General features: G+C 49.1%; 18 protein-coding genes. 6 read left to right on the forward strand and 12 right to left on the reverse strand.

All coding sequences use genetic code 11. The features are described 5' to 3' along the window. Positions 1-119: 119 nt before the first annotated feature. From FTU86_RS03345 to ubiG, 5 genes are all read right to left on the reverse strand, one after another. Positions 120-275 carry a hypothetical protein gene (locus FTU86_RS03345; RefSeq protein WP_005180980.1) on the reverse strand — a complete coding sequence of 52 codons (156 nt, stop codon included), beginning with the start codon at positions 273-275 and terminating at the stop codon, positions 120-122. Positions 276-452: 177 nt separating this feature from the next. Next, positions 453-872 (reverse strand): hypothetical protein, encoded by a 420-nt coding sequence (locus tag FTU86_RS03350; RefSeq protein WP_075167942.1) that lies wholly within the window; start codon positions 870-872, stop codon positions 453-455. A gap of 170 nt (positions 873-1,042) precedes the next feature. Further along, on the reverse strand, positions 1,043-1,789 hold the full coding sequence (locus FTU86_RS03355; protein ID WP_180048309.1) for a YciK family oxidoreductase: 747 nt from the start codon (positions 1,787-1,789) through the stop codon (positions 1,043-1,045). Positions 1,790-1,815: 26 nt separating this feature from the next. After that, complete coding sequence (locus FTU86_RS03360) at positions 1,816-2,511, reverse strand: HAD family hydrolase (protein WP_075167943.1); 696 nt, start codon at positions 2,509-2,511, stop codon at positions 1,816-1,818. Continuing rightward, complete coding sequence (ubiG, locus tag FTU86_RS03365) at positions 2,508-3,224, reverse strand: bifunctional 2-polyprenyl-6-hydroxyphenol methylase/3-demethylubiquinol 3-O-methyltransferase UbiG (protein WP_005180969.1); 717 nt, start codon at positions 3,222-3,224, stop codon at positions 2,508-2,510. The genes FTU86_RS03360 and ubiG overlap by 4 nt, the downstream gene beginning before the upstream one ends. A 181-nt stretch (positions 3,225-3,405) precedes the next feature. Here ubiG and FTU86_RS03370 point away from each other — a divergent pair, with 181 nt between their 5' ends. Further along, on the forward strand, positions 3,406-4,023 hold the full coding sequence (locus tag FTU86_RS03370) for a thiol:disulfide interchange protein DsbA/DsbL (protein WP_016658685.1): 618 nt from the start codon (positions 3,406-3,408) through the stop codon (positions 4,021-4,023). 30 nt (positions 4,024-4,053) lie between these two features. On the opposite strand, the gene FTU86_RS03375 is transcribed toward FTU86_RS03370, so the two are convergent. Beyond that, positions 4,054-4,737, reverse strand: a complete 684-nt coding sequence (locus tag FTU86_RS03375; RefSeq protein ID WP_075175030.1) for a TetR family transcriptional regulator — start codon at positions 4,735-4,737, stop codon at positions 4,054-4,056. Between the two features lie 207 nt (positions 4,738-4,944). Between FTU86_RS03375 and rph the strand changes: the two genes are divergently transcribed. Next, the gene (rph, locus tag FTU86_RS03380; protein WP_005180961.1) at positions 4,945-5,661 is read left to right on the forward strand and encodes a ribonuclease PH; all 717 of its coding nucleotides are present in this window, start codon (positions 4,945-4,947) and stop codon (positions 5,659-5,661) included. A gap of 191 nt (positions 5,662-5,852) precedes the next feature. Then, the gene (locus FTU86_RS13795) at positions 5,853-5,984 is read left to right on the forward strand and encodes a hypothetical protein (RefSeq protein ID WP_005180959.1); all 132 of its coding nucleotides are present in this window, start codon (positions 5,853-5,855) and stop codon (positions 5,982-5,984) included. An 89-nt stretch (positions 5,985-6,073) separates the two neighbouring features. On the opposite strand, the gene nadC is transcribed toward FTU86_RS13795, so the two are convergent. After that, complete coding sequence (gene nadC, locus FTU86_RS03385; RefSeq protein WP_104489818.1) at positions 6,074-6,919, reverse strand: carboxylating nicotinate-nucleotide diphosphorylase; 846 nt, start codon at positions 6,917-6,919, stop codon at positions 6,074-6,076. Between the two features lie 164 nt (positions 6,920-7,083). Between nadC and ampD the strand changes: the two genes are divergently transcribed. Together ampD and murJ are read left to right on the forward strand one after the other, a co-directional pair. Further along, positions 7,084-7,698, forward strand: coding sequence for a 1,6-anhydro-N-acetylmuramyl-L-alanine amidase AmpD (gene ampD, locus FTU86_RS03390; RefSeq protein WP_016658689.1), 615 nt, complete (start codon positions 7,084-7,086; stop codon positions 7,696-7,698). Between the two features lie 43 nt (positions 7,699-7,741). Beyond that, on the forward strand, positions 7,742-9,283 hold the full coding sequence (gene murJ, locus FTU86_RS03395) for a murein biosynthesis integral membrane protein MurJ (protein ID WP_016658690.1): 1,542 nt from the start codon (positions 7,742-7,744) through the stop codon (positions 9,281-9,283). A gap of 133 nt (positions 9,284-9,416) precedes the next feature. On the opposite strand, the gene tnpA is transcribed toward murJ, so the two are convergent. Next, on the reverse strand, positions 9,417-9,866 hold the full coding sequence (gene tnpA / locus FTU86_RS03400; protein WP_180048310.1) for an IS200/IS605 family transposase: 450 nt from the start codon (positions 9,864-9,866) through the stop codon (positions 9,417-9,419). 72 nt (positions 9,867-9,938) lie between these two features. On the opposite strand from tnpA, the gene FTU86_RS03405 reads away from it, so the two are divergent. Then, entirely contained in the window at positions 9,939-10,097 is a 159-nt protein-coding gene (locus tag FTU86_RS03405; protein WP_257222136.1) for a helix-turn-helix domain-containing protein, read from the forward strand. Positions 10,098-10,122: 25 nt separating this feature from the next. Here FTU86_RS03405 and FTU86_RS03410 read toward each other — a convergent pair whose 3' ends face one another. The 4 genes from FTU86_RS03410 to FTU86_RS03425 all read right to left on the reverse strand — a co-directional run bounded on the left by FTU86_RS03410 (position 10,123) and on the right by FTU86_RS03425 (position 13,410). Beyond that, positions 10,123-10,815: an FKBP-type peptidyl-prolyl cis-trans isomerase gene (locus tag FTU86_RS03410; protein WP_180048311.1), complete on the reverse strand. Its 693-nt coding sequence runs from the start codon at positions 10,813-10,815 to the stop codon at positions 10,123-10,125. Positions 10,816-10,862: 47 nt separating this feature from the next. Beyond that, a complete protein-coding gene (locus FTU86_RS03415; RefSeq protein WP_005180950.1) occupies positions 10,863-11,567 on the reverse strand; it encodes an FKBP-type peptidyl-prolyl cis-trans isomerase in 705 nt (234 codons plus the stop codon). Positions 11,568-11,803: 236 nt separating this feature from the next. Beyond that, positions 11,804-12,826, reverse strand: coding sequence for an NAD(P)-dependent alcohol dehydrogenase (locus tag FTU86_RS03420; protein ID WP_180048312.1), 1,023 nt, complete (start codon positions 12,824-12,826; stop codon positions 11,804-11,806). Then, positions 12,823-13,410, reverse strand: a complete 588-nt coding sequence (locus tag FTU86_RS03425; RefSeq protein ID WP_016658692.1) for a DNA-3-methyladenine glycosylase I — start codon at positions 13,408-13,410, stop codon at positions 12,823-12,825. The genes FTU86_RS03420 and FTU86_RS03425 overlap by 4 nt, the downstream gene beginning before the upstream one ends. Positions 13,411-13,412: the final 2 nt, after the last annotated feature.

Consider the following 13,412-nt stretch of genomic DNA (forward strand, 5'->3'; position numbering starts at 1 on the left):
TTTGGATATTATGCTGGAAAAGTAACAGATGATGAAAGACTTGTCTGTTGTCACGTGAACTGGTTATACAACATTGGGCGCAAAAAGCCTAGCCCGTATTTCCGGGATTCTGCCCGCAGTCAGTTCCATTGCTGGCTTAAGTCCTGCAAGGAGTCGATGGCATGGGCCAGACATTCGGCCTGCTGGCCATCTTCAAGTACGGCCAATAAGCTGGCGGGCAGTTGTAAGTGTTCAATGGAACGGATAATGTCATTTTTACGTTGCTGGTCGGCCATGTGCTGCTCCTTTCATTGATTCATTGCGGTTGAGTAGCAGTATAGGCCGGATGTTTTAATTTGAAAAACCGAATAATTTTATAAAAATGATTTAAAAATACGATTTATGGTCTGGTAGTGTATAAAATTTAGCAGCGCATAAAAAAGGACCCGCAGGTCCTGGATTCAAGCATGTGCTTAGTAGGCATATTTCAGGTCGGTATAGTCGGTCAGTGACTTCTGGATATGCGCCTGAATAAATTCGCGTACATCTTCGGCGCTCATTGGCTGGCCCTGTTTGGTAATCACATGCTCGACCGGGGCTTGGCCATCGACCAGAATCCGGTAGACAAAGTTTTTATAGACGGCATAGTCCTCGGCCTGTTTATAAATACCGGTGACATAGCTGTAGTGATGTTCAAAGTTCAGATCGGTATGCGAAAAGATAAACTGGTCAAACAGTTTCAGGTTTTGCCCGGCCTCGAGTGCCTGCAGTTCATCGAGAATACTGGCTTCAAATTTCATGCCGTATTTTTCAGAAATGGCTTGACCATTAATCAATAAAGACACCATGCCATCTTCATGGGTCGTTACTGTGATATTGCTAAAGTCAGACATGGGTATCTCGGGATAATCAGAAACAGGGCTTTAGTATCGGCAAATTTTGCTGAAATTCAAGCCGACTTAAGCCCAAACCGATATATTTACGTAAAGGGGAGCAATTACAGCTTTATGGACGCGCATAAAAAAGGAAGCACAGGGCTTCCTTCATGGATACAGCAAGGGCATTAGTCCTGCGCATCAATACTCTGGCCGTTCATGTGCAGGCTGTCATCGCCCATTAAATATAAATAGGCCGGCATGATTAATTCTGGTGTCGGCAAGGTTTTCGGATCTTCATCCGGATAGGCCTTGGCACGCATGGCGGTGCGGGTCGCGCCCGGATTAATACAGTTATAACGGATATTCGGATGCACATTTTCCTGGGCAAACAGTTTGCTGACCGCTTCAATGGCAATTTTAGACACCGAATAAGCGCCCCAGCGCTTACGCACTTCACGACCGACGCCCGAGCTGGCAAACACCACCGAAGCATGTGCCGATTTTTCCAGTAAAGGCAGCAGTTCCTGGGTCATAACAAAGGGCGCACGCAGGTTGACGGCCATCACATCATCCCAGACATCGGCCGGATAATGCACCAGTTCGGTCCGCTCACCCAGAATGCCGGCATTGTGCAAAATGCCATCCAGACGGCCAAACTGCTTGTCGAGCGTATCGACCAGCAATTCATAATCACGCGATGACGCACTGGACAGCTGTAGCGGAAGAATGGCTGGCTGCGGTGCGCCTAAACCTTCAATTTCATCATAGATGACTTCCAGTTTATTCAGGGTGCGACCATGCAGGACAACGGTTGCGCCGTGCAGTGCAAAGCTGATCGCGGCTGCACGTCCAATACCGTCGCCCGCACCTGTAATCAGGATCACGCGATCTTTGAGCAGATCAGGGCGAGGTTGATATTCTGAATATTTCATGATCGACCTCCGTTTTTTTGCTGTAATTATGAAGTGATTGAATGTTGTTGTTGCTGTGACAGCATCTGGTGTAAGACCTGATGTAATTCTGTGACATTATTCACTATACAGTCTGCCTGCCAGGCTGTTAAGTCATCTTTGTGTTGTAAGGGTAAATAGCCATAGGCGGCTAAAATGGTGTACATGCTGGCATTGCGTCCGGCATCAATATCACGTGGATGATCGCCGACATAAATACACTGCTGTGGTTCCAGTCCCAGCTGTGCTGCGGCCAGATACATCGGTTCCGGATCGGGCTTGGTCTTGCTGACATCTTCCGGGCAGACCAGTACCGCACAGCGTTCGGTCAGGTTCAGGGCTTTTAACAGCGCTTCACTGAGCCAGCGTGGCTTGTTGGTGACAATGCCCCAAGGAATCTGCTGCTGTTCCAGCTGTTCCAGCAGCGGATACATGCCTTCAAACAGGTCGGTTTCTACCGCAATATCGGCGCCGTAAAGGTCTAAAAAGCGCTGGCGATGGCCTAAAAAGACCGGGTCTTCCACTTCCAGTTCCGGATACACCAGCTTGACCATGGCGCGTGCGCCTTCAGAGACCTGGGTGCGAATCTGCTCGGCAGCGACAATGTCACAGCCTTTATCGCGGCACATGTCCTGAATAATGCGGATAAAGTCAGCCGCGGTATCAATTAAGGTGCCGTCGAGGTCAAATAAAACCGCTTTCATTGGCCACCTTCATTCAGGGTATGCACCATATAGTTAACATCAACATTGGGCGCCAGCCAGTAGCGTTTGGTCAGTGGGTTATAGTGCAAACCGGTCATATCTTTCAGTTTCAGGCCGGCATTGCGAATATCGTGTGCCAGTTCGGACGGCTTGATAAATTTATGATAGTCATGCGTGCCTTTGGCCAGCATGCGCAGCACATATTCCGCGCCAATAATTGCAAATAAATAGGCTTTCGGATTACGGTTAATGGTCGAGAAGAACACATGGCCGCCCGGTTTGACCAGCTTCTGGCAGGCCTGAATAATTGAGGCTGGATCGGGTACATGCTCCAGCATTTCCATACAGGTCACCACATCGTACTGGCCAGCCTGTTCTTCTGCCAGTTGCTCGACCGGAATCTGGCGATATTCAATATTTTCGACGCCTTCCTGCTGGGCATGTAAACGCGCGACATTTAGTGGCGCCTCACCCATATCAATCCCGAGTACATCGGCACCACGGCGCGCCATGCTTTCCGAAAGAATGCCGCCGCCACAACCGACATCCAGCACTTTTTTGCCAGCCAGTCCGCCTGAATGTTCATCAATCCAGTTTAAACGGAGCGGGTTAATTTGATGCAAAGGGCGGAACTCAGAATGCTGATCCCACCATATAGCTGCGAATGCTTCAAATTTGGCAATTTCTTGCGGATCAACATTCAGTTGCGACATTGGTGTCACCTCAATCAAGTTATTATGATTTCAAAAAGTCTATGCTGTTTAGTGTAGCGTTTATTCTGGAAAAAGCGATAAAAGCCGTAAAAAAGTTCACAGAAGCAAAACGAAAACGGCATAATTGATTTATAGTGTTCGCATAAGCTAATCATAACGATTTATGAGGACAATAAGTTCAATGAAAAAGTTTCTTTTGGGTAGCCTTGCAACCGCAATGTTTGCAATTTCAGGTGGCGCATGGGCGGCCAATTTTGTTGAAGGCCAAGACTATCGCGTACTGGCCAATCCGGGCAAAGTCGATGTGCCGGGTAAAATTGAAGTCCGTGAATTCTTCTGGTATGGCTGTGGCCACTGCTTTACCTTGGAGCCGCATATGCAAGCCTGGCTGCGTAAGCTGCCAAAAGATGTGAACTTCGTGCGTACTCCGGCTGCCATGAACCAGGTCTGGGAAATGAATGCGCGCGGCTATTATGTGTCGGAAGCACTGGGCGTCCGTAAACGTACCCACTTGCCGTTATTCCATGCCATTCATGACAAAGGCCAGCAGATTTTTGACCAGAAATCCCAGGCCAAATTCTTTGTCAAATACGGTATTCCTGAAGCCAAGTTCAACAGCATGTTTAACTCTTTTGCGATTACCTCTAAAGTGGCACAGGCCAATAAACTGGCGCGCCAATACCAGCTGACCGGTGTGCCGGCAGTGGTGGTTAATGGTAAATATGTGGTGTCGGGCGATAACGGCAAAGTGATTCAGGTGGTGAACTACCTGGTCGATAAAGAACGTAAAGCCAAATAAAAGCCCAACATGATGTTAAAAACCCGCTGTTTAAAGCGGGTTTTTTAGTGCTGCGGTTTCATGCATTGTGATGTTTGGTCGCTCCCAATGGCTGATACCACGAAACAGCAATTGCACCTGGATAATGGTCTGCTCGGTAAACTGGTGCTGCTGCTGACTTAAAGCCTCGCCTTCAAACTGGCGACTGAGGCCGATCCAGCTCATGGCCCAGTTAAAGGACAGGTTAATTAAAATATTGGCCAGTACTTTAAAATCTTCCGGATGTTCAAAATGCTGCACGCTTTCTACCCGTTTCAGATCATTGGCAAAATCATCAATTAAAAACTCGATTTCCCGGGCAATGGCCTGACGCACCGTGGCCGAGCCGCCCCAACGCTCGGCAATTAAAAAAATCCATTGCTGCGGATGCTGATCCACCGCCTGAAAAAACAGTTCAACGCTGGTGCGGGTTTTGGCATTGGGCAGATATAAATAGGCCTGACCCAGCTGATGCAGAATACTTTTTAAATGCAGCGCCACCTGATCGACCAGTTCTGCGCCGAGTTCATCCATATCCTGAAAATGCCGGTAGAACGCCGTCGGCACCAGCCCGACATGGCGGGAAATTTCCCTTAAGCTGATGCTGCTAAAAGAGCGCTCGGCAGTACTTAAGGTCAGGGCCGCATCTAAAATGGCCTGACGACTTTGCTGCTTACGTTCTTCCCGAATCGACATGTCACATCCCTGATACTGTTTAAAAATTCATCTGTATAGCTATTATAGAGCAGAATCGGTCCGGGCAGCAGCCATGCTGCCGTATTGACTGTGCAGGGCCCGCTTTTCTGTGGCAAGATTGTGTAAAGCCGACCCGGGGACAAAACCTGTGCGCTTGCATCTGCTATACTGGCCGACAATTTATTTGAGTCAAAATAAGGACAACTTATGCGTATCGACCAACGTACCCTAGATCAATTGCGTGATGTCAAAATTACCCGTAATTACACACGTTATGCGGAAGGTTCTGTCTTGGTTGAATTTGGTCATACCAAAGTGCTGTGTACTGCCAGTATTGATAACTCGGTACCGCGCTTTTTAAAAGGCAAAGGCCAAGGCTGGGTAACTGCAGAATATGGCATGTTGCCACGTTCTACCCATACGCGTAGTGACCGTGAAGCGGCACGGGGTAAACAGAGCGGCCGTACTCAGGAAATCCAGCGTTTAATTGGCCGCAGCCTGCGTGCCATGGTCGATCTGAAAAAACTTGGTGAAAATACCATTACCATTGACTGTGATGTAATTCAGGCCGATGGTGGTACCCGTACTGCCGCGATCACCGGTGCAGCGGTGGCGCTGGTCGATGCCATGAATGTGCTGCTAGAAAGCAAAAAAATTAAACAGGACCCGTTAAAAGGTCTGGTCGCTGCTATTTCTGTCGGTATGTATCAGGACGAAGTATTGCTGGACCTGTGCTATGAAGAAGATTCAAACTGCCAGACCGACCTGAATGTGGTCATGACCCAGGCTGGTGAATTTATTGAAATTCAGGGCACTGCTGAAGATAAACCGTTTACCCGTTTGCAATGTAATGCCATGCTGGAAATGGCCGAGCAGGGCATTCAGGAACTGATCAAAAAGCAGCAACAGGCCTTAGGCTGGTAAGCACTGCAAGATCAGAACCATATATTTATAAAACGCATCTCCGGATGCGTTTTTTGTGATTAAAGCAAACGTAACCAGCGCCTGTGCGCAGATTCATCTTCATAACAAAAACCAACATGCTGAAACCGAGCTTCATGGCTTACTAAAACTCGCAGTGATTTTTTTAAAACAGCAAAAAAGAGGGATGTACCATGAAATACTTGATGATCTTACTGGCGATGGGCGCCTTTGGTTTAAGCGCGTGTGATACGGCCAATGACCGTGATGGTGATGGCACCATGCTGAATCAGGACCGTGATGGCGACGGCCGTGCAGATGATTAAAGTCTTGCGGCCATCGACTCACCCTAAATGAATAAAAAAGGTGCCTCATGAGGCACCTTTTTTCGTTATCGACAAATATCGAATTGCGATTAAGCATTAAAACGCATGGATAAATCGACCGCTTTGACATCTTTGGTCAGAGCGCCCATAGAAATATAATCGACACCAGTGCTGGCCACTTCACGCAGGTTGGCAATGGTGATATTGCCCGATGCTTCCAGTTTGCAGCGACCGGCAACATGCTTGACTGCATCAATCATCTGTTGCTGGCTAAAGTTATCCAGCATCACGATATCGGCCTGAGCGTCCAGAGCCTGATTCAGCTCATCCCAGGTTTCAACTTCTACTTCCACCGGTTTGCCCGGTGCAATTTGATGGGCTTTGGCAATGGCCTGGGCAATACCGCCAGCAGCCATAATATGGTTTTCTTTAATCAGGAAGGCATCAAACAGCCCCAGACGATGGTTTTGACCGCCGCCTACAGTGACCGCATATTTTTGTGCAATCCGCAGACCCGGCAAGGTTTTACGGGTATCCAGCAGTTTGGTGTGCAGGCCCTCGAGCTGTTTCACATATTCGGCGGTTTTGGTGGCCACGGCCGATAGGGTCTGGACAAAGTTAAGGGCAGGGCGCTCCACGGTCAATAAACTGCGCGCAGAACCGGCCAGCTTTAAAAAGGCTTCATTGGCCGCCACGCGATCACCATCCTGTTTCAGCCATTCAATCTGAACGCTTGGATCGTACTGCTGGATTAAGGCATTCACCCAAGGCTGACCGGCCAGCACCATGTCTTCACGGCTGATAATGGTGGCGGTGGCCTGTTCATCTTCCGGGGTAAGTAAAGCGGTAATATCTGCCTCGCCAATATCTTCCTGCAGGGCCTGCTGAATATTGATCTGGATAGATTGCTCCAATAAAGATTGTGGTATGCTCATTGCCTGTCCTTATCTCTTTACCCATGAAAATTGCGCGATATATTAGCACTGTTCGGCTGGCCCGATGCGCTTTTTCGCGGCTTTTTTGTCTGATTTGAGATTTTCAGCTGAAAGTTTTAGGATGGGCTAAATTTTTATACTGAAAAAAATATCAGGATCATTCTATGCAGCAGGCGGCTTCTTTTCAGGTCATCCAGGGACAGTTAAAAGGTGCGCGGCAGGTGCCTTCACCGAATTTTAACCAGCGTCCGCAGCAGACCGAAATTCAGCTGGTGGTGATTCACAATATCAGTTTGCCGCCATCACAGTTTGGCGGCGGTTATATCGAACAGTTTTTTCAAAACCGGCTGGACTGGTCGGCGCATCCTTACTTTCAGACCATTGAAGGGATGCAGGTCTCGGCGCATCTGCTGATTTTGCGTAGCGGCGAAGTGCTGCAATGTGTCAATTTCAATGACCGCGCCTGGCATGCCGGACGTTCCAGTTATCTGGCCAAGCCGGAATGTAATGATTATTCCATTGGCATTGAACTGGAAGGCAGTGATGATCTGCCCTTTGAAGCGATCCAGTATCAGGTACTGGCGGAAGTGGTGTCGGCCTTGCAGCAGGCCTATCCGAAAATCCAGCGTCATCTGGCTGGACATTCCGATATTGCCCCGGGGCGCAAGACCGATCCGGGACCTTATTTTGACTGGAGCCGGTTCCGGTCTTTACTGCGTGACTGCAACAGCAGGATAGAAGCAGCATCTTCATCAATTCATAACGAAACTTGTGCTTAGGTTTCTTTACAATAGCGGCTAAATTTTTATTTGGGTGGTTCCGATGGCGCTTTGGCGATCGACCTTTATTGTCAGTGCGATGACCATGCTGTCCCGGGTGTTGGGACTGGTGCGGGATATTGTGTTATTAAATGTGTTTGGTGCGGGAAAGGATTTCGATACCTTTGTGGTGGCCTTTCGTATCCCGAACTTTTTCAGGCGACTGTTTGCTGAAGGGGCATTTTCCCAGGCCTTTATTCCGGTTCTGACCGAATATAAAACCAGCCGCACCCATGCCGAAGTGCAGATTCTGATTAGCCGGGTGTTTGGCTGTCTGGCCTCGGTGATGAGCCTGCTGACACTGGCTGCTATGGTGGCGGCGCCGGCGGTGATGTACGTTTATGCGCCGGGTTTCCATAGTGATCCGGAAAAATTTGCGCTGGCCACGGACATGTTCCGCCTGACCATTCCCTATTTGCTGTTTATGTCGCTGACCGCTTTTGCCAGCAGCATCTTAAACAGTTATGGCTCCTTTACCACGCCGGCCTTTGCACCGGTGTTGCTGAATCTGGCCATGATTGCCGGAGCCCTGTGGCTAACGCCGTATATGGCCGAGCCGATTATGGCCTTGGGCTGGGCGGTGATTATTGCCGGAGCCTTGCAGCTGGCGATCCAGATTCCGGAATTGTGGCGTAAAAAGCTGCTGATTCCGCCAAAAATCGACTTCAAGCATGAAGGCGTTGAGCGCATCATGAAGCTGATGCTGCCGGCCCTGTTTGGGGTGTCGGTGACCCAGATTAACCTGTTGCTGAACACCATCTGGGCGTCATTTATGCAGGATGGTTCGGTATCGTGGCTGTACAGTGCCGAACGGATGACCGAGTTGCCGCTGGGCCTGATTGGGGTGGCAATTGGTACGGTGATTTTACCATCCTTGTCGGCGCGCCATGCCGAGCAGAATCAGGAAAAATTCCGTGGCATGATGGACTGGGCGGCGAAAATTATTGTGCTGGCTGGTGTGCCTGCCAGTATTGCACTGTTTATGCTGTCGACCCCAATTATTCAGGCCCTGTTCCAGCGCGGCCAGTTCACCTGGGAAGATACCCAGATGACGGCCTTGGCCCTGCAATGTATGAGTGCCGGGGTCATTGCCTTTATGCTGATTAAAGTTTTTGCTCCGGGCTTTTATGCCCAGCAGGATACCCGCACCCCGGTTCGGGTCGGTTTAATGGCGGTGGCAGCCAATGCCATTTTAAACGTGGTGTTTATTGGGCTGTTTAAACTGATTGACTGGGAAGCCGAGCACATGGCGCTGGCACTGGCATCTTCAGGTTCCGCGCTGGTCAATGCCGGTATGCTGTATTTCTATTTGCATAAACGCGATATTTTCCGTTTTGGCGGGCACTGGAAAAAACTGCTGTTCCAGTTTGGCACGGCCAATGCGGTGATGGTGGCTGCCTTATGGTACGCCTTGAGCTGGTATAACGGTGATGTATCGCAATGGATGCGTGTGCTGGAAGTACTACTGCTGTGTGTGGTGGGTGTGGCAGCTTATGCTCTTGGTCTGCTGGCCACTGGTTTTAGACCGCGTCATTTAAAACCTTAATTACTGAGAGCTGAACGCGAAAGATGTTCAGCTCCTATAAAAGAACCCTTTGAGCCGTTGAGTCTCAAAGGGTTTTTTTATGGGCTTTTATTGAACAAAACTAAGAGCGCATTCTCGCTCTTTTAAGGGCGAGTTAGCTCTTTTTTAATGACATGGACTTTTTAGCATTTTTTTCTGACGTTGGTATTCTTTGTTCTTCAATGTATTTTTTCACTACATCCAAACTTGCGCCACCACAGGATACAACGCAATAACTAGGCGACCAAAAGTGATTGCCCCATAGTTTTTCCTTAACTTCATCCCAAAATGAACGCCTTAAAACATAAGAACTTTTCCCTTTCAGTTTTCCAACTAGGTTGGAAACTGAGTGCTTTGGATGAACACTTACAAGCAGGTGGATGTGATCATCTTCACCATTAAACTCAATAAGCTCACAATCCATTTGCAAACAGGTTTCTTCCATAATCTCTTTTAGGGAGGAAAGCATGTCTTTTGTTAATACATCTCTTCTGTATTTTGTAACAAATACTAAATGAACAATATTTTTATAAATGCATGATCTACCTGTTCTCCACTCGTACATCTTATCCTCATACTAGATTTACTTTAACCTTATTTTAAGCTAAAATAACCTCAACACCTAGAGGTTTTTCAATTGCTAACAGGCATCCAATTAAGAGCATACACAACACAACATCAAAAGCTGATTTTAAGTCAGTGGATGGGTTGTGCTCGTTTCGTTTGGAATGCCAAATGCGATGAGGATAAATACTTTCGAGGATTTGCCCGTAAGTTTGCAACTTTTGATAGATGAGGCTGCATGAGCAGCACAAGCATCTTTATTTATTGATCACTTCCAGCAGTTCGACATCAAAAATCAGGATGCTGTTCGGTTCAATCGCATCGCCAGAACCAATCTGGCCATAGCCCAGATTCGCTGGAATAAAGAAGCGGTATTTGGCTCCTTCACGCATCAGTTGCAGCCCTTCGGTCCAGCCCTGAATGACTTGTGTGACCTGAAATTCAGCCGGTTGCTGACGCGCCATCGAGCTATCAAACACGGTGCCATCAATCAGGCGGCCTTCATAATGCACGCGTACTTTGGAGCTGGCCTTCGGTTTTTTTCCGGAACCGGATTGCAAGACCAGATATTGCAGCCCCGATGAAGTGACTTTCACCCCATCCTTACGCGAGTTTTCTGCCAGAAAGGCCTTGCCAATCATGTCATTGGCTTCAGCGCGCTGTTTCAGCTCAATCAGCTGTTTGGCTTCGGCCTGCTTTTTGAACTGGGTCAGAATACGGGCCATGTCTTCATCGCTTAGGCTGGCTTGCTGGCCCAGTGAGGCGGCTTTTAAACCCGCCACAAAGGCATCCAGATCCATACCTTTTAAGGTGTCGACATTGCTGCGCCCCATTAAATAACCAAAGCTGTAGCCCACCTGCTGTTCAGTGGAGCTTTTGGTGGTCACCGGTTGAGCCAGTGTGGCCGCGCTACACAGGGCGAGGCCGAGCAGGGTGATCGTTTTTTTCATATTATGCGTCCCTAAACAACGAAGGAGAGCCAGGCTCTCCTTGTTTTTTATTTTACTTCAATCAGCTCAACATCAAAGATCAAGGTGCTGTTTGGTGGAATCATGCCCGGCACGCCCTGTTCGCCATAACCCAGTTGTGACGGGATATACAGCGTGGCTTTCGAGCCTTCTTTCATCAGTTGCAGACCTTCGGTCCAGCCTGGAATCACCTGGTTTAACGGGAACTCGATTGGTTCACCACGCTCAACCGAGCTGTCAAATACTTTGCCATCGACCAGTTTACCGGTGTAGTGTACTTTTACCACAGAGCTGGCCGTTGGCTGTTTGCCATTGCCTTGCTGGGTAATTTTATATTGCAGACCTGACGCGGTGGTTTGTACCCCTGCCTGTTTGGCATTTTCAGTCAGGAAGGCATCGCTGGCCGTTTGTGCCTGCTGGGCCTGATCAGCCTGTTTTTGTTGCAGTTCCTGCTGGAACTGTTCATAGGCCTTTTGTAATTCTTCTTCAGTATAGGCTGGCTGCTGACGCGCATGACCTTCACGGACACCAGTCACAAAGCTGTTAATGTCCAGCTCTGGTGGAGTTTGATGGGCAACTTCATAGCCTAATGCATAGCTGATTTTTTCAACCGCAGACGCATTTGCAGATGCTTTTGAGGATACAGTGGCAGGGTGTTGAGTTGCATAATAAACAGGAACAAGTGCAGCACCGCCTAAAATTACAGCAACAGCAATGGGTAAGGCTTTACTCATAGGTTTTCTCAAATCATTTTATCGTGTCAAAGCTGCTTTCATGTTAGCAGACTTTTTGAATCAAACCGCTGACATCAATCATTCGGTTTGGCTAATTAATATATGCGCATCGTTAAGCATATGCCATAACAGACTGAATATCTAACACATTTTTTATACAATCGAGGCCAGCCGCAGAGGCGGCCCAATTTATTCGTGAGTAATTGTATCTATTATAGATTTGGCTTCAAAGCAGATTAAAAATCTGCTTTCAGCACCACCCGGTAACGCGCCCGGCCCGCATGTAAATGTTCAATTGCCTCGTTAATCTGCGACATCGGGAACACTTCAACCTGCGGCGCCAGCTGTTTGCGGGCGGCAAATCTCAGTAACTGGCGCAAGGTCGATGGTGAACCGGTCGATGAACCTGTCACCGCTTTGCCACCACCAATTAACGCACCAGCCGAGACCTGTAACGGCTCTAAGGTCAGGCCCAGCATATGCAGCGTACCATTTGGTGCCAGGGCAGACAGATATACCGGCCAGTCCAGGCTGACATTCACCGTACTTAAAATCAGGTCAAACTTGCCGCGCTGGGCTTTCAGGGCAGCGCTGTCACGGCTATTCACCACATGATCGGCGCCCATGGCTTTTAACTCTGCGGTTTTCTCCAGGTTGGAACTGAAGGCCGTAATTTCACAGCCCCAAGCTTTGAGCAGTTTAATGGCAATATGCCCAAGGCCGCCAATTCCAATCACCCCGACATGATGCACCGCCTGAATCTGGTGCTTAATGATCGGATCAAATACGGTAATACCACCACAGAGCAGCGGGCCGGCACTTTCCGCATCCAGATCATCCGGTAAGGGAATGACCCATTGCCAGCCGGCGCGGACCTTATCGGCAAAACCGCCGGCATGTCCGACAATGGTGGCGACACTATCGCCGGTACATTGCACCTGCCGGCCGGACAGGCATGGATCGCAGTGCTGGCAGCTTTCTGCCGTCCAGCCAATGCCGACACGCTGGCCCACAGATAATCCTTTGGCTTCACTTCCTAACTGGACAATGGTGCCAATAATTTCATGCCCGGCCACCACCGGATAGACCGAAGAGCGCCAGTCATTGTTAATCACCGACAAATCGGAATGGCACAGGCCACAATATTCCACCTGAACTTCGACCTGATGCGGCAACAGTTCGCCAGCATCAAACTGATATGGCACCAGCGCTTCGCCGGGTTGCATGGCGGCATAGGCACGAATGGTAGTGTTGCTCATGATGAGTGCTCCTCGGCTAAAGGGGGAAGAGATTTAAAGGCGCAGTGATCTTCATGGTCGTTGACCATGCCGACGGCCTGCATAAAGGCATAACAGATGGTGGGGCCAACAAATTGAAAGCCCTGCTTTTTTAAAGCTTTAGACAGTGCCACACTGGCTGCAGTATAGGTCGGGGCGCTGCGATAATCGGGCACGGTATGCTGCTCGGGCTGATGATCGACAAATTGCCACAGCCAGTCGACCAGATTGATACCTTGCTGCTGCAGCTGGAGCCAGGCCTGAGCATTGGTGCGGATGGCTGCGAGTTTGGCCGGATGCCGGATTAATCCGCGATCCTGTAATTTGTCCTGCAAGGCCTGATCAGACAACGCGGCAATATCGGCAATGGAATATTGAAAAAAATGCTGACGGTAACATTCGCGTTTTTTGAGCACGGTAATCCAGGCCAGACCGGCCTGCTGGCCTTCCAGACATAGCATTTCAAACAGCTGCGCTTCATCGTGAAGCGGGCGGCCCCATTCCTGGTCGTGGTAGGCGATATAGAGCGGATCTTCGGAGCACCAGCCGCAGCGTGTTCGATCCATAG

This window comes from Acinetobacter sp. YH12155 (assembly GCF_013418255.1).
Lineage (GTDB): Bacteria > Pseudomonadota > Gammaproteobacteria > Pseudomonadales > Moraxellaceae > Acinetobacter > Acinetobacter indicus.